This window comes from Histidinibacterium lentulum (genome assembly GCF_003789055.1).
In the GTDB taxonomy this organism is placed as follows: domain Bacteria; phylum Pseudomonadota; class Alphaproteobacteria; order Rhodobacterales; family Rhodobacteraceae; genus Oceanicola; species Oceanicola lentulus.
Genome location: NZ_ML119092.1, coordinates 47,267 through 71,256 on the forward strand (window position 1 = coordinate 47,267; position 23,990 = coordinate 71,256).

22 protein-coding genes are annotated in these 23,990 nt (G+C 69.1%); 10 read left to right on the forward strand and 12 right to left on the reverse strand.

Features of this window, described 5'->3' with window-relative positions:
• Positions 1-8 precede the first annotated feature (8 nt).
• The 12 genes from EAT49_RS18980 to EAT49_RS19035 all read right to left on the reverse strand — a co-directional run bounded on the left by EAT49_RS18980 (position 9) and on the right by EAT49_RS19035 (position 11,537).
• Positions 9-323, reverse strand: coding sequence for an L-rhamnose mutarotase (locus EAT49_RS18980; protein WP_123643885.1), 315 nt, complete (start codon positions 321-323; stop codon positions 9-11).
• The gene (locus EAT49_RS18985; RefSeq protein WP_123643886.1) at positions 323-1,141 is read right to left on the reverse strand and encodes a sugar phosphate isomerase/epimerase family protein; all 819 of its coding nucleotides are present in this window, start codon (positions 1,139-1,141) and stop codon (positions 323-325) included. Before EAT49_RS18985 ends, EAT49_RS18980 begins: the two co-directional genes overlap by 1 nt.
• Positions 1,138-2,178 carry a Gfo/Idh/MocA family protein gene (locus tag EAT49_RS18990; RefSeq protein ID WP_185020842.1) on the reverse strand — a complete coding sequence of 347 codons (1,041 nt, stop codon included), beginning with the start codon at positions 2,176-2,178 and terminating at the stop codon, positions 1,138-1,140. Before EAT49_RS18990 ends, EAT49_RS18985 begins: the two co-directional genes overlap by 4 nt.
• 73 nt (positions 2,179-2,251) lie before the next feature.
• Positions 2,252-2,965, reverse strand: a complete 714-nt coding sequence (locus tag EAT49_RS18995; RefSeq protein WP_123643888.1) for a FadR/GntR family transcriptional regulator — start codon at positions 2,963-2,965, stop codon at positions 2,252-2,254.
• On the reverse strand, positions 2,962-3,924 hold the full coding sequence (locus EAT49_RS19000) for an ABC transporter permease (protein ID WP_123643889.1): 963 nt from the start codon (positions 3,922-3,924) through the stop codon (positions 2,962-2,964). Before EAT49_RS19000 ends, EAT49_RS18995 begins: the two co-directional genes overlap by 4 nt.
• Positions 3,921-5,093: an ABC transporter permease gene (locus tag EAT49_RS19005; protein WP_123643890.1), complete on the reverse strand. Its 1,173-nt coding sequence runs from the start codon at positions 5,091-5,093 to the stop codon at positions 3,921-3,923. Before EAT49_RS19005 ends, EAT49_RS19000 begins: the two co-directional genes overlap by 4 nt.
• Position 5,094: 1 nt before the next feature.
• Entirely contained in the window at positions 5,095-6,603 is a 1,509-nt protein-coding gene (locus tag EAT49_RS19010) for a sugar ABC transporter ATP-binding protein (RefSeq protein ID WP_123643891.1), read from the reverse strand.
• A 111-nt stretch (positions 6,604-6,714) separates the two neighbouring features.
• Positions 6,715-7,749, reverse strand: coding sequence for a rhamnose ABC transporter substrate-binding protein (locus EAT49_RS19015; RefSeq protein ID WP_123643892.1), 1,035 nt, complete (start codon positions 7,747-7,749; stop codon positions 6,715-6,717).
• A gap of 74 nt (positions 7,750-7,823) precedes the next feature.
• Positions 7,824-8,666, reverse strand: a complete 843-nt coding sequence (locus EAT49_RS19020; RefSeq protein WP_123643893.1) for a fumarylacetoacetate hydrolase family protein — start codon at positions 8,664-8,666, stop codon at positions 7,824-7,826.
• Positions 8,663-9,634: a C-terminal binding protein gene (locus EAT49_RS19025; protein WP_123643894.1), complete on the reverse strand. Its 972-nt coding sequence runs from the start codon at positions 9,632-9,634 to the stop codon at positions 8,663-8,665. Before EAT49_RS19025 ends, EAT49_RS19020 begins: the two co-directional genes overlap by 4 nt.
• The gene (locus tag EAT49_RS19030; protein ID WP_123643895.1) at positions 9,631-10,410 is read right to left on the reverse strand and encodes an acetoacetate decarboxylase family protein; all 780 of its coding nucleotides are present in this window, start codon (positions 10,408-10,410) and stop codon (positions 9,631-9,633) included. Before EAT49_RS19030 ends, EAT49_RS19025 begins: the two co-directional genes overlap by 4 nt.
• A complete protein-coding gene (locus EAT49_RS19035) occupies positions 10,407-11,537 on the reverse strand; it encodes a mandelate racemase/muconate lactonizing enzyme family protein (RefSeq protein ID WP_123643896.1) in 1,131 nt (376 codons plus the stop codon). The genes EAT49_RS19030 and EAT49_RS19035 overlap by 4 nt, the downstream gene beginning before the upstream one ends.
• Before the next feature lie 116 nt (positions 11,538-11,653).
• Between EAT49_RS19035 and EAT49_RS19040 the strand changes: the two genes are divergently transcribed.
• The 10 genes from EAT49_RS19040 to EAT49_RS19085 all read left to right on the forward strand — a co-directional run bounded on the left by EAT49_RS19040 (position 11,654) and on the right by EAT49_RS19085 (position 23,850).
• Positions 11,654-12,406 (forward strand): SDR family NAD(P)-dependent oxidoreductase, encoded by a 753-nt coding sequence (locus EAT49_RS19040; protein WP_123643897.1) that lies wholly within the window; start codon positions 11,654-11,656, stop codon positions 12,404-12,406.
• Positions 12,407-12,451: 45 nt separating this feature from the next.
• A complete protein-coding gene (locus tag EAT49_RS19045) occupies positions 12,452-14,827 on the forward strand; it encodes a transketolase (RefSeq protein WP_123643898.1) in 2,376 nt (791 codons plus the stop codon).
• Positions 14,828-14,963: 136 nt separating this feature from the next.
• On the forward strand, positions 14,964-16,571 hold the full coding sequence (locus tag EAT49_RS19050) for a peptide ABC transporter substrate-binding protein (protein ID WP_123643899.1): 1,608 nt from the start codon (positions 14,964-14,966) through the stop codon (positions 16,569-16,571).
• 86 nt (positions 16,572-16,657) lie between these two features.
• Positions 16,658-17,638, forward strand: a complete 981-nt coding sequence (locus EAT49_RS19055; RefSeq protein ID WP_123643900.1) for an ABC transporter ATP-binding protein — start codon at positions 16,658-16,660, stop codon at positions 17,636-17,638.
• Complete coding sequence (locus EAT49_RS19060) at positions 17,635-18,627, forward strand: ATP-binding cassette domain-containing protein (protein ID WP_123643901.1); 993 nt, start codon at positions 17,635-17,637, stop codon at positions 18,625-18,627. The genes EAT49_RS19055 and EAT49_RS19060 overlap by 4 nt, the downstream gene beginning before the upstream one ends.
• Positions 18,624-19,556 (forward strand): ABC transporter permease, encoded by a 933-nt coding sequence (locus EAT49_RS19065; protein ID WP_123643902.1) that lies wholly within the window; start codon positions 18,624-18,626, stop codon positions 19,554-19,556. Before EAT49_RS19060 ends, EAT49_RS19065 begins: the two co-directional genes overlap by 4 nt.
• Entirely contained in the window at positions 19,553-20,461 is a 909-nt protein-coding gene (locus tag EAT49_RS19070; protein WP_123643903.1) for an ABC transporter permease, read from the forward strand. The genes EAT49_RS19065 and EAT49_RS19070 overlap by 4 nt, the downstream gene beginning before the upstream one ends.
• 2 nt (positions 20,462-20,463) lie before the next feature.
• A complete protein-coding gene (locus tag EAT49_RS19075; RefSeq protein WP_123643904.1) occupies positions 20,464-21,645 on the forward strand; it encodes an aminotransferase class V-fold PLP-dependent enzyme in 1,182 nt (393 codons plus the stop codon).
• Positions 21,645-22,370, forward strand: coding sequence for a FadR/GntR family transcriptional regulator (locus EAT49_RS19080; protein ID WP_123643905.1), 726 nt, complete (start codon positions 21,645-21,647; stop codon positions 22,368-22,370). Before EAT49_RS19075 ends, EAT49_RS19080 begins: the two co-directional genes overlap by 1 nt.
• A gap of 28 nt (positions 22,371-22,398) precedes the next feature.
• Positions 22,399-23,850, forward strand: coding sequence for a glycoside hydrolase family 43 protein (locus EAT49_RS19085; protein ID WP_185020843.1), 1,452 nt, complete (start codon positions 22,399-22,401; stop codon positions 23,848-23,850).
• Positions 23,851-23,990: the final 140 nt, after the last annotated feature.

Sequence of the window (23,990 nt, forward strand, 5' to 3'; positions counted from 1 at the left end):
GGGGGTGGTCACTCCATGTGGAACTGCTTCGGCAGAAGGAACGGGAAGCTGGTGGCGGAATCGACCTCCACCTTCATGATCGGGCCCATCCACTCGCCCCATCTGGCGTTCACCGGGTCATCGGCGAGGATCTCCTGCGTGCGCTTGAGGTCGTCCGTCTCGAAATAGCCGAAGAGCGTCAGGCCGTGGCGGAAGATGTTGTAGTTGCGGATGCCCGCGGCGCGCAGGGCCTCCAGCATCTCGGGCCAGATCTCGTCGTGGCGGCGCTTGTATTCCTCCTCGTGCCCCGGGCGGACTTCGAGGACCCAGGCGTATCCGGGCATCAGGCGGTTCCTCCGTTCCAGTCGTGAAAGCAGTCGCGCAGGGCGACGATCTCGGTCAGCACGTCGTCATACCAGGTGTTCATGTAGTCCTGGTGCACCGGCTCGATGGCGAGCCAGCCGTCATAGCCCGCGTCGCGCAGGGTGGCGAACATGGCGGGGAAATTGAGCGTGCCTTGCGCGAATTTCGCCTGCAGGTCGCCCATCTTCGCCTGCCTCAAGTGGACGTGGACGGCATGGGCGGCGAGGGGGTCGATCTCCTCCTGGCGGTAGCCCAGACAGGCGAAATGTGAATAGTCGAGCGCGATGCCGACGCCACTGTCGTCGACGAGGCGGCGCACGATATCGGGGCTCTCGGCGAAGGACTGGACGTGGGGCTCGAAGCAGAGCTGCGCCCGGTGGTCCTGCGCGATGGCCTGCATCTCGCGCAGGGCCGTGGCGGATGCGTGGAGCGCGTCCATCCGGGACTGGCCGGTGTTCACGATGCCTGGCAGCACGAAGACCGAAGCGATGTCCGCGGCATCCGCGAAGGCCATCACCTGTTTGAAATCCCTCAGGTTTTCATCAAGTGAGGCGGTGTCGGCGAGGTTGCGGCCGGTCAGCCCCTCACCGAAGAGGTGGTAGTAGTTCGGGACCGGCATCTCGAGCGCGCGGATTTCTGCGGCGGCGGCGTCCGGATCGGACAGGATCAACCCCTTGTTCAGACCCGAGCGGTAGAAGAGCGACACTTCGATCGCCCCGATGCCCAGCGCGCGGGACACGGCGGCGGCCTCCGTCAGGGTCAGGGAGGGCATGGACCATGAGGTGAGAGAGAGTTTCATTCGACCTCCTCGGGCTGGCCGCTCGCGGCAGAGCGGTAGAGGGCGTGGATCGCGGCGGTGACTTCCGCCCCGCATTCGGCGTCCGAGGCGTTGGTGACGGGTTCCCCGGCGCAGAGACGGGCGAAGACGCGGGTGGGCAGGCCGCCGTCATAGACGGGGCGGTCGGCGATGGTGGCGGCCTCGTCCTGGCCGTCCATCCGCCAGAGCTCGACGCGCATCCGCTCATTGTCGAAGACGACGACGCCCTCGGTCCCGAAGATGCGCACATCCGTGTGCATCCCCTTGTGTTTCGGCACGGTGGAGGCGCCCGAGAGCACCACCGTCGCCCCGTTCGTCGCCCGCGCGGTGGCGGCATCGTAGAAATCGACCCCGGTCTTCGACTGGCCGGCGGCGCAGTAGACGGACCGAAGGCGGAGGCCCGACACATGGATCATCCAGGCCAGCGAATGGCTCATCTGCCCCCAGGCATAGCCGCCCGCGCGCGCCGGATCGGCCCAGGTCGAGGGCGGAGGGCGGAAGAGGTGGTCCGCCGTCTCCTCCATCGGCTCGCCGGCGAAGAGATCGTGGAGGGGGGAGCCCATCTGGCAGACGACGTGGCGCACCTCGCCGATGCGACCCTCCTCGACCCACCTGCGGGCCGTGGCGGTATAGTCCTCGAAGTTGAGTCCCGTCGGCACCAGGACCTCGCGGCCGGCCTTCGCGGCGGCGGCGGCGATGGCGCGCCCGTCGGCCGCAGAGGTAGCCATGGGTTTCTCCACGAGGACATGGCAGCCCGCCTCCAGCCCCGCGATGGCCGGCGCGGTATGGGCGACATGGGGCGTCGAGACGACGAGACCGTCGAGGGCCTCGGCCGCGAGCATCGCCGCGAGATCGGTGTAGCGCGCGGCGATGCCGAATTCCTCCCCGGCGACCTTCAGCCTGTCGTCGTCGAGGTCGCAGAGGGCGACCACCTCTGCGACACCCGATGAGGCGATGACGGGGATGTGGTTGAACGTGGCCCACCAGCCGATGCCGACGATGCCGATGCGGGCGGTCATGGCGCTGCTCCTTCTTGCGGGATGGATCGGGGGGCGCCTCGCGCGGGCCTGCGCGCGGCGCGGAACGGGGCGGTCATGGCTCGCCCCCCTGCGCGATGGTCGAGCGGTAGACGTTCGACATGTGGGCGGAGGCCGCGCGGGCGGCGGCCTCGGCGTCGCGGGCGCGCAGGGCGTCCAGAAGCGCGGCATGGTCCTTCAGGCTCTGCTCGAGCACGCCATGGGTCTCCGACGCGCGGCGGCGGAAATCGAGGCCGATGACGTTGAGGCTCTCGCCGATGCGCTTCAGGAAGGCGTTCCGCGCCCCGGTCCAGAGCGCCATGTGAAAGGCGAAATCCGAGGCGCGAAAGGCGTCGGGATCGCCCAGCGTGTCGCGCTGGGCCTCGAGGATGCGGGCGAGGGCGTCGATCTCCGGATCGGTCATGTGCTCGGCGGCGCGGCGCGCGACGTCGCTCTCGATCAGCATCCGCGCATCATAGAGCTCGGCCACGTTCATGTCCTCGAGGGAGAGGTAGAACTGGATCGGACCCAGCAGCGCCTCTGCGTCGAGGGGGGAGATATAGGCCCCGCCGCCCTGCCGGGTCTGCACGACGCCGAGGATCGAGAGACCCCGGATCGCCTCGCGCACCGATGGCCGCGAGACGTTGAGCGATTGCGCGAGATCGCGCTCGGCGGGCAGCTGGTCGCCGGGCTTCAGCTCGCCGCGCCGCACGAGGTCGAGGATGCGGCCCGCGACGAGCTCGGCCACGCTTTCGCGCTTGATCGGCGCGTCGAGCGAGGGGCGCATCATGGCGCCGCCTCCTGCCGCCGACGCCGGAGGCTGAGGCGCGGGACGATGACCGAGGCGATCAGCAGCACGCCGATCACCCCGGTCTGGATGTGGCCGGTGATGTTCATGAGCGCCATGCCGTTCCGGAGGTTCAGGACGAGCAGGATCGAGAGCGCGGTTCCGATCATCGTGCCAACCCCGCCGAAGATCGACACCCCGCCCAGAAGGACGATGGTGATGATGTCGAGCTCGAACCCGAAGGCGACATCGCCCCGCACGGCGCCCACGCGCGCGGCATACAGGAGCCCCGCGAGGGCGGCGATGGTGCCCGACGCCACGAAGAGGATCTGCTTGTGCCGCGCGGTGTCGATGCCCGCGTACTCGGCCACCTCGCGGTTCGTGCCGATGACATATGTCCTGCGACCGAAGCCCGTATGGGCGAGAAGGACATGGCCCGCCACGATCAGCAGCGCGAAAACGATCAGCGAGAGCGGGAAGGGCCCGATCAGTCCCTGCTGTCCGAGCCGGTCGAACCAGTCGGGGAAATCGGTGATGCCGCGGTCCTCGACGAGAACGCGGGCGAGCCCGCGGAAGCCGATCAGAGTGGCCAGCGTCACGACGAGGGAGGGCAGTCCCACGCGGGTGATGAAATACGCGTTGAAGGCCCCGCCCGCGGCGCCGATCAGCAGCACCAGAGGGATCGCCGCGCCTGCCGGCACGCCCTGCTGGACGAGCCAGCCGAAGGCGCAGGCGGCCAGCCCCATCATCGAGCCCACCGAAAGATCGATCTCGGCGTTGACGATGACGAAGGTCATGGCCACGGCGACGATGACCTTCTCGATCGACAGCTGGAAAAGGTTGATCTGGTTGCCCATCGTCATGAACTGCGGGGTGAGCGCCGTGTTGTAGAGGATCACGAAGATCACGACGCAGGTCAGGAAGCCTTCCCAGCTCTGCAGGCGGGCGAGCATGGCCCTCATCTCTGCCCCTCCTGTCGATCGGAGCCCTTGTTGGCGGACCCGCTTCGGGCCGATCCTGTGGCGCCGGGGGACGCGGAAGAGCCGTGTGCGCCGTGGGGCGCGGATGACCCCCCGAGGGCGGGCGCGGATGCGCCCGGGGCGGGACGCGCGGATGCGCCCGGGGTGGCGCTGCGCCCGGCGCGGCGCAGGCGGGTGAGGCGGCGCATGACGACCTGGTCCACCGCGACCGAAGTGAGGATCAGCGCGCCGAGGACGGCCTCGCGCCAGAACTCGGTGACGAGCTGCCAGCGCACGAGGGAGGTGTCGATCACGTTGACGAGGACCGCGCCGAGGAAGGCGCCGAGCACGAGGCCCGAGCCGCCGAAGATGTTGACCCCGCCGACCACGGCGGCGGCGACCGATTGCAGCTCGAAGCCGAGGCCCGCGACCACGGTGATGTTGCCGAAGCGCGCGAGGAACATGAAGCCCGCAAGGCCGGTCAGCGCCCCGGCGAGGACGAAGGCCCAGAACACGGTGGCGCGGGTGTTGATGCCGGCCATCTCGGCCGCCTCGGGGTTGGAGCCCACGGCATAGAGCTTTCGCGCGGGCCGCAGGCGGGCGAGGGCGACATGGGCGACGACGACCACTGCGAGGGCGGTGACGAAGCCCGCGCGGAACTGCAGATCGCCAAGGACGAAAAGCTGCTGGTTGGGGAAGTTCACCAGCCACGTCGGAAGCATGGAGGTGTTGATCGAGCTGCCGTCGGCGAGTTCCACCAGCATGGAGCGGAAGATCGCCATGGTGCCCAGAGTGACGATGATCGCGGGCACCCGGGCATAGGCCACGAGCACGCCGTTGACCGCGCCGAAGGCGCCGCCGAGCAGCATGGAGAAGGCGACGAGGAGGAGGGGGTGCATGTCCGGAAACTGGTGGATCATCATGCCGGTGGCATAGGCAACGAAACCCACGATGGAGCCCACGGAGAGGTCGATGTTGCGCGTCAGGATGACCAGCGTCTGGCCGCAGGCGATGAGCGCCATGATCGCGACCGCCGAAGAGATGCGGTTGAAGAGGCGCCCGTTCAGGTAGTTCGGGATCTGCGTGGCGAAAAAGCCCAGGACCAGCGCCAGAACGATCAGCAGTGCGAGAAGGCGCAGCGTCTGGGGGCCCATGCGGTCGATCAGGCGCATGTCAGGAGGCCTCCTGCATGGGGGCCTGGCCAGTGGCGAGGGCGATGACCCGCTCCTGCGTGGCCTCGGCGTTGTCGAGGATGTCCATGAGCCGGCCCTCGCGCATGACGGCGATGCGGTCGCCCATGGCCATCACCTCGGGCAGGTCGGAGGAGATGACGAGAGCGGCACCGCCGTCTGCCACGAAATCCCGGATGAGCTGGTGGACCTCCGCCTTGGCGCCCACGTCGATTCCGCGGGTGGGCTCGTCGAAGATCAGGAGGTCCGGCTTCACGGTGAGCCACTTGGCGAGCATCACCTTCTGCTGGTTGCCGCCCGAGAGATTCTCCACCGCGGTCTCCACGTCGGCGGCGCGGATGTTGAGCCGCTCGCGGAAGGCGCGGGCGATCTCGATCTCCCGGCGGCGGCGCAGGAAGCCGGAGGGGGAGAGGACGTCCGACAGCTTGGCCAGCGTGATGTTGGCGCGGATCGACATGGGCATGGCGAGGCCCAGCTTGCGGCGGTCCTCGGAGACATAGGCGATGCCGGCGGCGATGGCCGCCCGGGGGCTTGGGGGAGAAAAGGGGGAACCCTTGTAGCGGATGCTGCCGGAGGTGGCGGGAGCGATGCCGAAGAGGGCGAGGGCCACGTCGGTGCGGCGCGCGCCGATGAGGCCGGCCATGCAGAGGATCTCGCCCGCGTGAAGGTCGAAGGAGATGTCCTCGAAAACGCCCTCGCGGGCGAGGCCGCGAACCTCGAGCACGGTTTCGGCGCGGGCCTTCGAGGGGACGTGTTCGAAGAAGTGGTCGACCTCGCGGCCCACCATTTCGGCGATCATGGTCTCGGAGGTGACGTCCGCGATGGGGCGGGTGGAGATGTGCTGGCCGTCGCGGATCACGGTGACGCGGTCGGCGATCTCGAAAATCTCCTCGAGCCGGTGGGAAATGTAGACGACGGCGACGCCCTGCCGGGCGAGGCGGACGGCGACGGCGCGGAGCTGCTCGGCCTCGTGGGCGGAAAGGGCTGCCGTGGGCTCGTCCATGATCAGGACGCGGACGTCCTGGCTCAGGGCGCGGGCGATCTCCACGGCCTGCTGTTCGGCGAGGGTGAGCTGGCTTGCGAGACGGTCGAGGTCGAGGCGCATCCCGATGCGGGCGGTCAGGTCCGCCGCGCGGCGGCGCAGGTCGGCGGGGCGCTGGAGGAGGCCCTCGTCGGTCTTCGAGATGAAGATGTTCTCGGCCACGTCGAGGTCGGGAAAGACCATCGGCTCCTGGTACATGGCGGTCACGCCGAGGTCGCGGGCGTCGTGGGGGCCGGTCAGGGTGACGGGGTCGCCGTCGATTTCCACCATGCCCGACGTGGGGCGGTGGATGCCGGTCATCGTCTTGATCATGGTCGACTTGCCGGCGCCGTTCTCGCCCACGATGGCGTGAACCTCGCCCGGGAAGAGGTCGAGCGACATGGCGTCGAGCGCGAGGGTCGCGCCGAAGCGTTTCGTGACCGATCTGAGCGACAGGACGGGCGCGGACATGGGGACTCCGGGCGGGTGGCGGGCGGGCCGGGCTGAAGCCCGGCCTACCCTTTTGCAATGCGGTCGGTGCTGGGCGTAGGCCGGGCTTCAGCCCGGCTGTCGCCCAGGGCGTTACTGCGCCGCGGCCTCGACGTTCTCGGAATTGTAGACCGTGAAGGGGCCCATCAGGACGCGCTTGGCGCCTTCCCGGCCCGGGTCTTCCTCGATCGTGTAGTCGCCCATGCGGCCGGCGGTGAAGCTTTCGCCGATCTCGCCGGTGAGCTGCCCGGTGGCGAGGCCGTAGGCGGTGTAGTAGGTGAGGTACCCGAGGTCGCGGAAGTCCCAGAGCGCGAATTCCGGCGCGCAGCCGTTCATCGTGTAGGAGACCATCTCGGCAGGCAGGCCGAGGCCGGAGACCTTGGTGTCGTCGCAGAGGCCCTCGTCCTGCATCGCCTTGGCCGCGGCCTGGATGCCGACGGTGGTGGGCGACATGATCAGGCCGAGGTCGGGATACTGGTCCACCAGCGCGAGCGCGCGGTTGTAGCTGACCTCGGACTGGTCGTCGCCGTAGACGATGTCGACGAGCTCGATGTCCGCGTATTTCTCGTCACTGGCGAGCGCCTCTTCCATGGACGCGATCCAGGCGTTCTGGTTCGCGGCGTCGGGGGTGGCCGAGAGCACCGCCATCTGGCCGGAGCCGTCGAGGATGGAATGGGCCATGTCGGCCATCACCACGCCGATGGAGCCGAAATCGACCTGGGCGACGAAGATGTCTTCGCCCTCGCCGCCTGGGATCGGGCTGTCCCAGGTCACGACGCGGGTCCCGGCCTCCTGCGCCGCGCTGGCGGCCGGAGCGATCTGGTCGCCCGCGTTGTTCGACAGCATGACGGCGGCGACGCCCTGCGTGGTGGCGGTGGTCATCAGCTCGATCTGGCCGGCGACGGAGTTTTCCGGCGTGGGGCCGACGAACTGCAACTCGCCGGGGTTCTCGAGCTCGGCATGGGCTTCCTGGGCGCCCTCGTTGGCCTGGTCGAAGACGAGGATGCCGAGGAATTTCGGCAGGAGCACCATGTCGGCCTCCGTCCCGCCCTCGATCTGGGTCTGGGCGTAGGCCATCGTGGCCCCGCCCATCAGAAGCGCCGCGGTGGCGCCGATCAGCTTCTTCATCGTGACTTCCTCCCTTGGTGGCGGCGCGGGTCGCGCCTTTTGCCGCCCGGGGTCCTCCCCCCGGGCGAATCCCGTCAGGCCTGAGCGACCTTCTGATGCTGTTCGCCCAGACCCTCGATGCCGAGTCGCATGGTCTGGCCTTCGCGAAGGTAAACCTGCGGTTTCTGGCCCATCCCGACGCCGGGCGGCGTGCCGGTGGAGATCACGTCGCCGGGCTGCAGGGACATGAATTGCGAGATGTAGGAGACGAGGTGCGCCACGCCGAAGATCATGGTGGCGGTGGTGCCGTCCTGGTAGCGGTGGCCGTCCACCTCGAGCCACATCCTGAGGGCCTGCGGATCGGGCACCTCGTCGCGGGTGACGAGCCAGGGGCCGGTGGGGCCGAAGGTGTCGGCGGACTTGCCCTTGACCCACTGGCCCGCGCGCTCGATCTGGAATTCGCGTTCCGACACGTCGTTGATGACGCAGTAGCCGGCGACGTGGTCCATCGCGTCGGCCTCGGTGATGTAGCGTGCTTCCTTGCCGATTACGACGCCCAACTCCACCTCCCAGTCCGTTTTCCGGCTGTTGCGGGGGATAAGGACGTCATCGTTCGGGCCGACGACGGCGGAGGTCGCCTTGAAGAAGAGGATCGGCTCGGGGGGCGGCTCGGCGCCGGTCTCGGCCGCGTGGTCGGAATAGTTGAGGCCGATGCAGATGAACTTGCCGATATGGCCGACGCAGGGGCCGATGCGGGCGGTCTCGTCCACGAGCGGCAGGCTTTCGGGGTCGAGGGCGCGCAGGCGCTCGAGGCCGGCGTCGGAGAGCGTGTCGCCGGCGATGTCTGAGACATGGGCGGAGAGGTCGCGCGGCTTTCCGGAGGCGTCGAGAAGGGCGGGCTTTTCGGCGCCGGGCGCGCCGATGCGGAGGAGTTTCATGTGGGGTCCTTCGGCATGTCGGGAACGGGTTTGCGGGGCGGGAGCCCTTGCAGGGCGCGGGCGATGTCCTCGGCCACGAGGCCCTGGAGGCGGCCGATGGCGGCCTCGGAATACCATGCGGCGTGAGGGGTCAGGAGGATGTTCGGCGCATCGCGCAGGGGCGAGTCCGAGGGCAGGGGTTCGGTGGCGAAGACGTCGAGCGCCGCGCCGCCGATCGTGCCCCGTTTCAGCGCCTCGGCGAGGTCGGCCTCGTTCACCAGCGACCCCCGGGCGGAGTTCACGATCATCGCGTGGGGCTGCATCGTGGCGAGGCGCGCGGCGTCGACGAAGCCCTTGGTGGCGGGCAGAAGCGGCGCGTGGAGCGTGACGATATCGGCGGTGCGGAAGAGCGTGTCGGCATCGACGGGCGTGACGCCGAGGGCTTTGGCGTCGGAGGGGGAGAGCCCCGGATCGGCGGCGATGAGGCGGAAGCCGAAGCCGGTGAGGCGGGCGAGGACCGCCCGGCCGATCTGGCCGAGGCCGAAGAAGCCGAAGGTGGTCTCTTGGAACGGTTTCAAGGGCTTGGCGACCTTGACCGCGGCCCAGACGCCGCCCCGGACGGAGGCGTCGAGGCTGGGCAGCTTGCGCAGCAGGGTCAGGGCGGCGGCGACGGTGTGCTCGGCCACCTCGTCGGTGCAGTAGTCGGGGACATAGCCCACCTTCAGCCCGTGAGCGGCGGCGGCGGCGAGGTCGATATTGTCGTAACCGACGCCGTAGCGGATCACGGTGGCACCGGGTTTGACGGCGGCTGCGGCAGCGGGGCCGAAGGGGGCGAACTGGACGACGGCCACGGCTGCGCCCGCCACGGCCTCGGCCACCTGCTCCGCCGTCTTGGCCTGGTGGGTGGAGAAGTCGGCCCCCGCGGCGCGGGCGGCGGCTTCCTCTGCGTCGAGACTGGGAAAGGTGTAGTCGGTGACGACGACCTTCATGGCGCGGCCTCCATGTAGTCGTGGACGATCTCGCCGGGGACGAGCGTGAAATCGGCGCGCCAGAGGATCGCTTCGAGCTCCTCCAGCACCGGCAGGCGGTGGACGGGAAGCTGGGCATTGGGGCGCAGCTCCACCGTGGCGGGGCCTTCCCAGGCCTCGTGGACGGTCACGTCCGAGAGGCGGCGTGAGGTGAGCTGGCGCACGAGGGGCCTGCCGTCGATCTGGTCCAGCGCCTTGAGGTTGAGGTTGGTGGCGAAGTCGAAATGGGGCTTGATCGCCTCCGCGCCCACCGCGCGCTGCTTGTAGGGGGTGGTGGCAGTCAGAACGTCGATGCCGTTGCGGGTGACGCGGCCCACGACGAGATCGCCGCGATACTCGATCACCGGCTCGGCGAGTTTCTTCGGCTGGCCGTGCATCTCGCGCCCGTGGGCGACGCCGATGTCCGAGGAGAGGGCGAGATAGGGAGAATAGCCGCCCGCGCGCGCGCCGAGGCGGGCGCCGACCATGACGTTCATCTCGCCGTAGGGGCCGAGCCAGTCGGTATCGGCCATGCGGTAGATATGGGCGCAGGCGACGTCGCCCGTGGGCTCGAGCGGCGGCGGGAGAAGCCGCGCGATGGCGGCGGGGTCGGTGCGCCAGTAGACGGTGAGGATCGTCGCGTTGCGGAAGGTGAACGGATAGGGCGGCACCATCGGCGCGTCCCAGGGCGTGGAGAAGCCCGGCGCGCGGATGGCCTCCTCGGTCAGGCCCTCGCGATATGTGGGCTGGCGGGTCATCGGTCGCGGATGCGCTCCACAACGTCCTCCTGCACCTCGATGCCGAGGCCGGGGCCGGTGAGGGGATACGCCCAGCCGTCCTTGTGCCAGAGCTTCTCGGCCACGAGCTCGTCCTGCACGATGACGGGCAGGGGCTTGTATTCGAAGATCTCGGCATTGGGCGAGGCGAGCGACAGGTGTAGCGAGGCCGCGGTGGTGATGGCGGTGGACCAGGCGTGGGCGTTGATCGTCTTGCCATGCTCGGTGCAGAGCGCGTCCACCCGGCGGAAGCCGGTGATCCCCTCGACCCGGGCGGGATCGACGCCGTAGACGTCGACGGCCTGCACGAATTCCATCTGGCGGCGGTAGCCGGCCTCGGTGAACTCGCGCTCGCCCGACGCGATGCGGACCTGGGTGGAGGCCTTGAGCTTGCGGTAGCCCGCGTCGTCGGTGACGTAGAGGGGCTCCTCGTACCAGCCGATGCGGTATTCGCCCATGCGGTTGGCCACGTCGATGGCGGTGTCCACGTCCCAGCGCACGCCGTTGCCGATGTCGATGAGGATTTCGGCCTCGTCGCCCAAGGCCTCGCGCAGGGCCTTGACGAAGGACACGTCGCGGTCGGGATCGCCGCCGATGTTCGACAGGCCCTTCTTGCCGAAGCCGAGCTTCGTGGAGCGGAAGCCCGCCTCGAAGAAGCTTTCGACCTCGGCCACGCAGGCGGGGATGCCGTCCTTGTTGACGTGGGTCGAGGCGTTGGCGAGGAGTTTCTCGTGCCTGAGCCCGCCCAGAAGCTCGTGGATCGGCTTGCCCGCGGCCTTTCCGGCGATGTCCCAGAGCGCCATGTCGACGCCCGAGAGCGCCATGGAGGCGATGCCGCCCTCGCCGTACCACCAGATATGGCGGCGCATGGTCGTCCAGGCGGTGTCCGTGTCGGTAGCGTCGAGGCCCTTTACGACGGGCCAGAGGCCCTCGTGGATGACGAGGGCGACCGCCTTGCAGGCCTCGGGCCACATGGCGATGCATTCGCCCCAGCCGGTGATGCCGCTGTCGGTGGTGACCTTGACCAGCACCGTGCGGCGGATCGTGTCGAAATCGTTCGGGTCGGGATAGGCGACCGGAATCGCCTCGACCGTATCCACGCGGTGCATCCGCGCTCCTCCCTGTCGTGTCGGGCCGCGCCTTCGGAGTTTACACGCCGGGGTGGCCTCGGTATCAAATTGGTCAGGCCAATTAACTACGCTGCCATTCAGGAGGTCAAGTCCCCATGTTCAATCTCGCGCCCGTTCCGGTTCCGGACCTCAGCGGCAAGGTGATCCTCGTGACCGGCGCAGGGAGGGGGATCGGTCATGCGCTGACCGAGCTGCTCGTGGAGAGGGGCGCCACGGTCTATGCGGGGCATGTGGACGGGGATGTCGCACCCTCGGGAGCCCATGGCATCGGCCTCGACGTCACCGACCAGACACAGGTCGATGCGGCCATGCTGCGGATCGGCGAGGAGGCCGGGCGGCTCGACGCGCTGGTGAACAACGCCGGCGTGATCTCGCCCATCGGGCCGCTGCGCGAGCTGGACACGGACGCGCTGCGGCCCGCCTTCGAGGTGAACGTGCTGGGCGTGCACCGGATGACGGTGGCGGCGCTGCCGCTGCTGGAGAAGGCGAAGGGCGTCGTGGTGAACGCCGGGACCGGCGCCGCGTCGACGCCGATGGAGGGCTGGACGGCCTACTGCAGTTCGAAGGCGGGGGCGCGGATGCTGAGCCTGATGACCGCGATGGAGCTGAAGGAGACGGGCGTGCAGGTCTTCTTCATCGGCATTCCGCCGACGGACACCGCGATGCAGGGCGCGATCCGCGCGGCCGGGCTGAACCCGATCAGCAAGATCCCGCAGGGCGATCTGGTGCACCCAATGGTGCCGGCGAGCGTGATGGCCTGGCTCTGCGGGCCCGAGGCGCGGGAGCTGGACGAGGTGCTGCTCGACGTGAGGGACGCGTTCTTCAAGGGCATGATGGCGCTGGACTGAGGCGCGGGCCCGGGCTTTGCTGGGGGCGACAACGGAGGGTTTCGCATGGACCGGATCGCGGCGCTGAAGGAGATCGAGCGGCGGCTGTTGTGGCTGTCGTCCTGGACGATCCACAACGCGAACCACATCCGTCCGAAGGGGGAGGGCGCCGTGAAGGTGGGCGGACACCAGGCGTCCTGCGCCTCGATGGTGTCGATCCTAACGGCGCTCTATTTCGACCGGCTGAAACCGCAGGACCGGGTGGCGGTCAAACCCCATGCCGCGCCGCTGTTTCATGCGATGCAGTATCTCATGGGCAACCAGACGCGGGAGAAGCTGGAGGCCTTCCGCGCCTTCGGCGGTGCGCAGAGCTACCCCAGCCGCACGAAGGACACGGACGACGTGGATTTCTCCACAGGGTCCGTGGGGCTTGGCGTGGCGATCACGGCGTTCGCGTCGCTGGTGCAGGACTACATCCGCGGCCATGGCTGGGGGCAGGGGGCCGAGGGGCGGATGGTGGCGCTCGTGGGCGATGCCGAGCTCGACGAGGGCAATGTCTACGAATGCCTTCAGGAGGGGTGGAAGCACGACCTGCGCAACGTCTGGTGGGTGATCGACTACAACCGGCAGTCGCTCGACGGCGTGGTGCGCGAGGGGCTGTGGCAGAGGATCGAGGCCATCTTCGGCGCCTTCGGCTGGCGCGTGGTGCGGGTGAAGCATGGCGCGTTGCAGCGGGCGGCGTTCGATGAGCCGGGCGGGGAGAGGCTTCGCGAGTGGATCGACGGCTGTCCGAACGATCTTTATTCCGCGCTGACCTTCAAGGGCGGGGCCGCGTGGCGGCAGCGCCTGATGGACGACATCGGCGACCAGGGAGAGGTGACGGCGCTGCTGGACCGCCGCAGCGACGACGCGCTGGCCGAGCTGATGACCAACCTCGGCGGGCAATGCGTGGAGACCATGGCGCAGGCCTTTGCCGAGGCGGAGGGGGACGACCGGCCCACGGCCTTTCTTGCCTACACGATCAAGGGCTGGGGCACGCCGCTCGCGGGGCACAAGGACAATCACGGCGGGCTGATGACGCCGAAGCAGATGGAGGCCTTCCGCGCGCAGCATGGGGTGCGCGAGGGGCGGGAGTGGGAGCCCTTCGAGACGGTGGCCGATCCGGAGGGGCTGAAGCGGTTTCTCGAGACTGTGCCGTTCTTCTCCAAAGGCACGCGGCGGCATGTGGCGGCGACCTATCCCACGGAAGGCCCGGTCTGGCTCGACGATGCGGAGCAGTCGACGCAAGGGGCCTTCGGAAAGATCCTGGGCGAGATGGCACGCGACAAGGGCGGGATCGCGGACCGGATCGTCTCCTTCTCGCCCGACGTGACCGTCTCGACGGGGCTGAGCGCCTGGGTCAACAGGCGGGGGCTTTTCGCCCGGGAGGGGCGCGAGGACGTGTTCAAGGGCGAGGCGGTGCCGTCGACCCAGAAATGGGCGTTCTCGCCCGCTGGCCAGCATGTGGAACTGGGCATCGCCGAGATGAACCTGTTCCTCGCGCTCGGCGCGGCGGGGCTGTCGCATTCGCTTTTCGGCGAGAGGCTGCTGCCGGTGGGGACGGTCTATGACCCCTTCGTGGCGCGCGGCCTCGATGCGCTGAACTACGCCTGCTACCAGGGCGCGCGGTTCCTGATCGCTGGCACGCCCTCGGGTGTCACGCTGGCCCCCGAGGGCGGGGCGCACCAGTCGGTCGGCTCGCCGCTGATCGGGATGAGTCAGGACGGGCTCGCGGCCTTCGAGCCCGCGTGGTCGGACGAGCTGTCGGTCGTGATGGACTGGGCCCTCGATTACATGCAGCGCGGTGGCGAGGGCGATCCGGACGAGGAGACCTGGCTCCGGGACGAGACGGGGGGTGCGGTCTACCTCAGGCTCTCGACCCGGCCGCTGGAGCAGCTGCGCAGCGCGCGGGACGAGGCGTTCGCCCAGGGTGTCACCCGGGGGGCCTACTGGCTGCGCCCGCCGGGGCCGAACACCGAGGTCGTGATCGCCTACCAGGGCGCGGTGGCGCCGGCGGCGATCGAGGCCGCGGGGCGGATCGGGCAGGACCGGCGCGAAGTGGCGGTGCTGGCGGTGACGTCGGCCGACCGGCTGAACGCGGGCTGGACGGCGGCGCAGCGGGGGCGGATGCGCGTGGGCGGGGGGCTCTCCCACGTCGAGCGGCTCCTAGGGGAATTGCCCGCCCATTGCCTTCTGGTGACGGTGATCGACGGGCATCCGGCGACGCTGTCCTGGCTCGGGGCCGTGGCGGGGCACCGGGTGGCGCCGCTCGGGGTGGAGCATTTCGGCCAGACCGGCACGATCGAGGACCTGCACCGTCATTTCATGATCGACGCCGACGCCATCGTCGCGGCGGCGGACACCTACAGCGCGGGGCGCGCGATCCGGCTGCGATCGGTTTGATGCCCGGGACGCGCACGACAGGCTTGATCGGTTTGCTGTCAAATGTCAGACATTATGACATCGGACCAGACTCGGTCCCAACCAACGACGGGCGGCCCGATGCAGGCGGCCCCGGAAATCCAACACGGAGGACATCATGAAGCTATTCCGTTCAGTGGCCGCATGCCTTGCCATGTCGGTGGCGCTGCCTGCCCTGCCTGCGGTGGCGCAGGACGCGGTTTTCCCGGGGGACAGCACCTCGGGGACCTATTTCGACTACATGAAGACGGTCTACGCGCGCGCCGGCAATCCCGAGATCAGCATGCTGCCGCTGACCAGCTTCGACAAGGAGTTCGAGATCGTCGGCCTTGGTGCGGAAAGCTGGGAGCAGTCGGAGGACGGGCTGACCTGGACCTTCACCCTGCGCGAAGGGCTGATGTTCTCCGACGGCCATCCGCTGACCGCCGAGGATTACGTCTTCGCACTGCAGCGCGCGGCGACGGACGGCTATGACTTCGCCTGGTACTGGGATTTCGCCGCCGGGATCGAGAACTGGAACGCCGTGGTGAACGGCGAGGCGGATGTCTCCACCCTCGGGATCGAGGCGGTGGATGACCGGACAATTTCCGTGACCACGGCCTCGCCGAAGCCCTACCTGCCGAGCGTCGTGAGCCTGTGGTATCCGGTGCCGAAGCACGTCTGGGACGAGCACGGCGACGATTACGCCGTGAACGTCGACACGCTGGTCGCCTCGGGCGCCTACATGGTCGAGAGCTGGGAAAAGAACGACAACACGATCACCTATGTCCGCAACCCGAACTACACCGGGCCGTGGCCGGGCGAGCTTGACAGCTTCGAGGTGAACCAGTCGCTGGGCCAGCCGGAGGTCGGACTGCCGGCCTTCATGGCGGGGGAACTGGGCCTTGCCTACCTGAACCGGGGCCAGATACCGTTCATGGAAGAACGGATGGGCGACAACATCCGGCGCAACGCGATCTTCGCGGTGTCCTACATTTCCTTCGACCTCGACGCGCCGCCCTTCGACGACGTGAACGTGCGCCGGGCGCTGGCGCTGGCGGTGGACCGCGAGGAGATGACCTCGACGGTGCTCGCGGACCTCGCGATCCCGGGCGCCTCGATCCTGCCGCCGGGCTATCCCGGGCACAATCAGGCCATCGTCGACCAGGCCGTCTTCGACCCCGAGCGTGCGCGCGAGCTTCTCGCCGAGGCCGGCTATCCGGGCGGCGAGGGCTTTCCGGAAGTGGAGATCTGGTACCGCGACCAGGGCGGCTACAACGGCGCCATCACCGCGCCGATGCTGCAGTACCTGCAGGCCGAGTACGAGGAGCACCTGGGGATCACCATGGGCATCCGCGTGATGCCGATCCAGGACTGGATGCAGGCGCTGACGGAAGAGACCAACAACCTGTTCCTGAGCCCTTACGAGTACGACTACATCGACCCGTCGAACTTCTTCGGCATCTTCTACGGCGGCGGCCGGCACGACCATCGCCTGCCGGAATACGACGCGCTGGTTGAACAGGCCGGATCCGCGTCGGAATGGGAGGAGCGGCTGGCGCTTTACGAAGAAGCCGAGCAGATCCTGCTTTACGACAACGTGTCGGTGATCCCGCTGGTGCACCCGATCCAGACCTTCGTCTTTGCCGACGGGATCTCGGGAGAGGCAACGGTGCCGACGGAGAACGGTCTCAGCGCCTCGTCGCGGCTGACGCCGTATTTCTACACTCACCTGACCGTCGAATAGGTTTCGACGGTCCACTCCGGCCCCGGCGGTGTCTCTCCCATGCCGCCGGGGTTCGGCAACGCCTCGAAAGCGTGTACGCCCTTCCCATGAAAGACACCCAGGCACAGCCGATCGTCGAGATCGAGGACCTCCGCGTGACCTTCCCGCAGGCCGAAGGCAGCGTCAGGGCCGTCCGTGGCGTGTCGCTCGCGCTCCATCCGGGCGAGAGCCTGGGCGTGGTGGGCGAGAGCGGATCGGGCAAGTCGGTGTCGTGGATGGCGGTGATGCGGCTTCTGCGCGCGCCGCCTGCCGAGGTGGAGGCGGGACGGCTCAGGCTTGCGGGCATCGAGGTGATGCAGGCCCGGCGCGAGGAGCTGACGGAATTGCGCGGCCGGGCCGCGGCGATGATCTTCCAGGACCCGATGACGGCCTTCGATCCGGTGTTCACCATCGGGCACCAGATCATCGAGACGATCCGCGCGCACCGCGCCACCTCGAAGCGCGCGGCAAGGGCGGAGGCGCTGGACCTGCTCGAGCGGGTGGAGATCCGGAATGCGGAGGCCATTCTGGACAGCTATCCGCACCAGTTGTCGGGGGGGATGCTGCAGCGGGCGATGATCGCCATGGCGCTCTCGTGCCGGCCGCAGGTGCTGATCGCGGACGAGCCGACGACCGCGCTGGACGTGACGGTGCAGGCGCAGATCCTGCAGCTCATCAAGGACCTGCAGGACGAGATGGGCATGGGCCTCGTGATGATCACCCATGACCTCGGCGTCGTGGCCGAGACGGTGGACCGGGTGGTGGTGATGTACGGCGGCAAGGTGATGGAGGAGGCGCCGGTCGTGGAGCTCTTCGAGGACCCGCGCCATCCCTATACCCGAGCGCTCATGGTCTCGATCCCGGGTCAGGAGGGCGGCAGGCGCAGGCTGACGGAGATCCCCGGCGCCTCTCCCGATCCCTCGGACCCGCCGGAGGGCTGCCCGTTCCATCCGCGCTGCACGCAGGCGGATGCCCAGTGCGCGGCGGAGGAGCCGCCGATGGCGGTCCTCGGTCCGGGCCGCCGTGCGGCCTGCTGGAGGCTGACGTGAGCGGGCCGGACCGCATTCCGCCGGGCGCCGTGCCCGCGCTGGAGCTGCGGGGCCTCGGCAAGCGGTTCCACCTGCGCTCGGGCGGGATCCTGCGGCGCCGCGTGACGGAGCTGCGCGCGGTGGCGGACGTGGACCTCGTGCTCCCCCGGGGCGGCATCCTCGGCCTTGTGGGCGAGAGCGGGTCGGGCAAGTCCACCACGGGGCTGATGGCGCTGCGGCTCTTGGAGCCGAGCGAGGGGCAGATCCTGATCGAGGGCACGGACGTGACCGCGCTGGGCCATGCCGCGCTGAAGCCTTGGCGCAGGCGGGTGCAGGTCGTCTTTCAGGACAGCTATTCGGCGCTCGACCCGATGTTCACGCTGGCGCAGGTGGTGGCCGAACCCCTGCGCATCCACGGCATCGGCGACGGCGCGAGCCGGCATCGCGCGGCGCTCGACTGGCTGGAGCGGGTGGGGCTGCACCGCAGCTACGGCAGCCGCTACGCGCACGAGCTGTCCGGCGGGCAGAGGCAGCGGGTGGCCATCGCGCGGGCGCTGATCCTGGAGCCCGCGGTGCTGATCGCGGACGAGCCGACCTCGGCGCTCGACGTGAGCGTGAAGGCGCAGATCATCAACCTGCTGCAGGACCTGCAGGCGGAGATGGACCTGTCGATCCTCTTCATCAGCCACGACCTGTCGGTGGTGCGGTCGCTGTGTGATCGGGTGGCGGTGATGTTCTCGGGCCGGATCGTGGAGGAGGCGCCGACGGAGGCCATCTTCACCTCGGCGCGCCATCCCTATACCCGCGCGCTCCTCGACGCGATCCCGGTGCTCGACCCGCGCCAGAGGCGCAGGCGGACCTTCCGCGACCGCGCGGAGATCGCGCGGGACGTGCCGGTGCTGCGCCGGGGCGAGGTCACGGGGCCGGTGCCGGAGGGTGCGGGGCCGCGGCTGATGCCGATAGGCCCGGATCACCGGGTCGCGGCCGTGCTGGAGGGGGAGGCGGCATGACGGGCTATATCCTGCGCAGGCTCCTGTCGGTCATGGTCACCTTCTTCGTGGTGTCGGTCATCATCTTCCTGATGATGCACTCGATCCCCGGCGGGCCCTTCGACGGGGGGGACATGCCCGTGCCCGAGGCGGTGCGGCAGAAGCTCAACGCGCAATACGGCCTCGATCAGCCGCTTTACGTCCAGTACGGCAGGTACATGTGGGGCGTGCTGCAGTTCGATTTCGGCGTGCCCTTCCAGAGCCCGGGCGAGACGGTGCTCGAGCTTCTGGGCCGGGCCTGGGTGCCGAGTCTTGTCCTCGGCGGCCTCGGCGTTCTGATCGGCGTGCCGCTGGGCATCCTGCTCGGCATGGCGGCGGCGCTGAAGCGGAACTCGTGGATCGACTATCTCGCCTCCACGGTGGCCACGCTCGGGCTGACGATCCCTGTCTTCGTGACTTCGATGCTGCTCATTCTCGTGTTCTCGGTCTGGCTGGGCTGGCTGCCCTCCTCGGGCTGGGGGGAGCCGGAACGCTGGATCCTGCCCATCGCGGCCTATGCAACGATCCCCATGGCGACCTATGCGCGCTACATGCGCTCGGCCATGCTCGACACGCTCAACAAGCCCTTCGTGACGGTGCTGCGCGCCAAGGGGCTGAGCGAGCGGCAGATCGTCTTCCAGCACGTCATGCGCAATTCGTCCATTCCGCTGGTCACGGTGTTCCTGCCGATGTTCATCGGCACGGCGACGGGCTCGATCTTCGTCGAGGCGATGTTCCGGGTGCCGGGGCTGGGGAGCTATTTCGTCTCGTCGATCCGGACGCGGGACTATCCGCTGGAAATGGCGCTGATGCTGATGCTGACCGTGATGTTCTGCCTCGCCTACCTGATCTCCGATATCCTCTATGCGTGGCTCAATCCCCGCATCCGCCACGGAGGAAAGCAGGAATGACCGCCGAACCGAACGTCGCGCCCGCCGCCGCCGTGCTGGCAAAGCCTGCGAAGCGGCAGCGCGGGCCGCTCTGGTTCGCCTGGCGCAGGTTTCTGGCCAACCGCGCGGCGGTCGTCGGCGGCTCCGTACTGGGGATCATCACGCTCATGGCGATCTTCGCGCCCTGGATCACGCCGGCGGGGCCCACGGCGCAGGCGTTTCTCACCGATGCGCTGGCCTTTCCCTCGGCGCAGCACTGGATGGGGGTCGATGACCTCGGGCGCGACTTCTTTACCCGGATCGTCTATGGCGCGCGGGTGTCGCTGACGATCGGCTTCTCGGCGGCGCTGTTCTCGGTCGTCATCGGCATTCCTCTCGGGGCGGCGGCGGGGTTCTTCGGCGGGCGGACGGACTGGGTGATCATGCGGGTGATCGAGATCTTCTCGGTCGTCCCGCCGCTGCTGGCGGCGATGCTCCTGGGCGCGCTGACGGGGGGCGGGTTCTGGATGATCGTGGCCATCGCGGCGCTCTTCGGCTGGGTGCAGGTCTGCCTTCTGGTCCGGGCGCAGATCAAGGCGTTCAAGGAGAAGGAATTCGTGCGCGCAGCGCAGGCCCTCGGCGCCTCTCCGGCCTATGTGATCCGGGTGCATCTCATCCCGAATTCCGTCTCGCCCATCATCATCGGCTTCGTTCTGGCGATCCCGCTTGCCATGATGCTCGAGGCGTCGCTCTCGTTCCTCGGCGTGGGGGTACCCCCGCCAACGCCCTCCTGGGGGCAGATGATCAACAACGGTATGAACTTCATGTATTTCTACTGGCATCTCGCGGTCTTCCCCACGGTGGCCCTTGCCGTCACGGTGCTCGCCACCTCTCTCTTCGGAGACGGGCTGCGCGACGCGCTCGACCCCACGATGAAGGCGCGCTGACCATGGCCAACGGATTGCGCGACCTGTTCCTCCTCGACGAGGAGGTGACCTTCCTCAACCACGGCTCCTATGGCGCCTGCCCCAAGCCGGTCTTTGCCCGCTACCAGGAGTGGCAGGTGCAGCTGGAACGGCAGCCGGTGGCCTTTCTCGACATCCAGCGCGGCTATGGACGCTGGATGGCCGAGACGCGGACGGCGCTGGCCGAGGAGCTGAACGTCCGGCCCGACGATCTGGCCGGGTTCTCGAACGTGACCCACGCGCTGAACGTGGTGGCGCGGTCCCTGCCGCTGTCGGAGGGCGACGAGATCCTGACCACGGATCACGAATACGCCGCGCTGGAGAAGACCTGGGCCTTCGTGACCCAGCGCACCGGCGCGCGGATCGTGGTGGCGGAGGTGCCGCTGCCGCTGACCTCGGCCGGGGCCTTCACCGGCGCGCTGAAGGAGAAGATGACGGACCGCACGCGGGTGCTGTTCCTGAGCCACATCACCTCGCCCACCGCGCTGCTCTTTCCGATCGAGGAGATTGTGGCCGAGGCGCGCCGGCGCGACATCTGGACGGTGATCGACGGGGCCCATTCGCCGGGGCAGATCAAGCTCGATCTGACCGCGCTCGACGCGGATTTCTATGCGGGCAACTGCCACAAGTGGCTGATGTCGCCCAAGGGGGCGGGGTTTCTCCATGCGCGGGCCGATCACCAGCATCTGATGCAGCCGCTTGCCGTGTCCCACGGCTGGCAGCCCGACCGGCATGGCCCGGGGCCCTTCGGCGGCACCGCTTTCGTCGACACGATGGAGATGCAGGGCACCCGCGATCCCGCGGCCTGGCTGTCGGTGCCCGAGGCGCTGGCTTTCCGCCGGGCGCATGACTGGTGGGAGGTGGTGCGCGGCTGTTCGGACCTCGCCTGGGAGACCGCGCAGCGGGTGGTGCAGATGACCGGCCTGCCGCTGCTGGCCTCGCGGGCGTTCTGCGCGCCGCAGATGGTGTCGATGGAGGTGCCGCGCTGCGATTTCCTGTGGCTGCACGACGCGCTTCTCGACCGGCACGGAATCGAGATCCCGACGATGGACTGGAAGGGCCGCACCTTCGTGCGCGTCTCGGTCCAGGGTTACAACACGGCCGCCGAGATGGACCTGCTGGTCGAAGCTCTGGCGGATGTCCTGTCCCTGCCGGCGGCGGCCTGATGACGGACAGCCCGCTGACCTATCTCGGCAAGTTGCCGAACCGCACCCGGGGGCACGAGGTGCTGGACGCGCTCGCCGAGATGGTCAGCCGCTCCGGCCTCGACGTGGGCGACCGGCTGCCGCCCGAGGTGCAGATGGCGCAGCAGCTGGGCGTGGGCCGGTCCACCATGCGCGAGGCGCTGAACCGCTGGGAGGGTCTGGGGCTGATCCGGCGGCGGAGGGGTATCGGGACGTTCCTCGTGGCGCCCATCCCTGCGCCGGGCGGGCCGGTGGACCCGGACGTGCGCCTCGAGGGGGCTGCGGTCCTGCGGCTCCTCGAGGTGCGCTCGACGCTCGAGACGCAGGTGGCGCGGCTCGCCGCCGAGAGGGGGACGAAGGGCCAGAAGGCCGAGATCGCGCGGCTTTGCGGGGTGCTGCTGGAGATTGTGGCGCGGGGCGAGAACTACCGCGAGGCGGATATCGCCTTTCACACCGCCATCGCCGATGCCTCTGCCAACCCGATGTTCACCCAGATCCTGACCTATCTCGACCAGGCCTTCGAGCGGGCGGCGGACTCGCCCTTCAACCGCGCGGCCTTCGGGCTCGACAGTTTCAGCTATCACGGGCCGCTGTCGGACGCCGTGGTGGCCGGCGACGGCGACGCGGCGGAGCGGGCTGTCCTCGACATCATCGCCTCGGTCCGGGCCGAGGTGGAGGCGATCATCCGCGACGGCGGCCAGGGCTGAGGTGGCGGTCTTCCGCTGGGAGAACCCGGTGGTAAGGGGGCTGGCGCCCGACCCGTCGGTGATCCGGGTGGGGCGGGACTACTGGCTGGCCACCTCGACCTTCGATCACCTGCCGGGCATCCGGCTCTGGCATTCGGTGAACCTTCGCGACTGGGTACCCATGGGCGGCGCGGTCACGCGGCCCGCGCAGTATCGCCGCGACGGGAAGGCGGGGGCACTCGACCTCTTCGCGCCCACGCTGCGGCATCATCGCGGCGTCTTCTACCTCGTCTGCACGAACGTGGCGGAAGGGCAGGGGAATTTCCTTCTGACGGCCCGCGATCCGGCGGGCGACTGGTCGGACGCGGTCTGGCTCGACGACGGCGGCTTCGATCCGTCGCTCTTCTTCGATGCGGACGGGACCTGTTACTACACCCGCCGCACGCTGGACCTCGCTTCGCTGGAGCGGGGCGGAGACCTGGGCCCGGTGGTGCAGGGGGTGCTCGACCCCGGGACGGGGCGGCTGGGGCCGCTCCGGGCGATCACGCCGGGGCCGAGGGGCTGGTGCTCGAACGACATCGAGGGGCCGCATCTCTACCGGATCGGCGCCTGGTACTACCTTTTCGCCGCCGAAGGCGGGACCTGGGCCGGGCACATGCAGACCGTGGCGCGGTCACGCAGCCCCTGGGGGCCGTTCGAGCCCTGCCCGTGGAACCCCGTTCTGACCCACCGCCACCGGGTGATGCACCCGCTGCAAACCCTGGGCCATGCGGAGCTGGTGGAGGATGCCTCGGGCGGCTGGTGGGCGCTGGCGCTGGGGGTGCGAAAACGCGGGCAGCATCATCTGCTGGGCCGGGAGACGATGCTGGCGCCCGTGGAGTGGCGGGACGGCTGGCCGGTGATCGGCGCCGGCGGAGAGCTGGAGACCGGGATGGAGGCCGCGCGCTCGCCGGAGACCGGCGGAGCGGTTCGGTCGCCCGCCGGTCTCTGGGGGCAGGGGTGGCGGTCGCTCGGTCAGTGGGACGAGGCGCTGGAGCTGGACGGAGCGGATGTGCTGCTGCCTTGCGGTGCGGGGCTTGGCGTGCTGCACGGCGGCGGCGCGGTTCTCCTGCCGCAGAGCGAGCCGGTGCAGGCGTTCGAGGCATGGGTGCCTGTGCCGGAGGCCGGGGGCGCCACGGGCGTCGCGGTCTTCGCCAATGCCGCGCATTGGTATGCGCTCCGGCGGACGGGGGGCAGCCTCGTTTTCGCGCGCCAGGTGGACGACCTGGCGACGGCGGCGGAGGCAAGAGACCCGGGCGGACCCTTGCGGATCAGGATCGAGGCGGGGCCGGAGCGGTACCGGTTCCTCCTGGCCCGGCCCGAGGGCTGGGAGGTGCTGGGCGAAGGCGCGGCGCGGCTCCTGTCGGCGGAGAGTTGCGAGTGGTTCACCGGGGTATCCTTTGCGCTGCTGGCCGAGGGAGAGGGCGGCGCGGCGCGGTTCGGAGAGGTGACGGTCGGATGAGGCAGGTGGCCGGCTCGGGTTCGGCCCGGAGGTGTTCCAGGGATGGCGCGGTGGGTTGGAAACCCACCCTAAGGCGGCCCGAAACACCGACCTGCACATCTCCCGGAGGGTGGGTTTCCAACCCACCGCGCCGCGCCGAT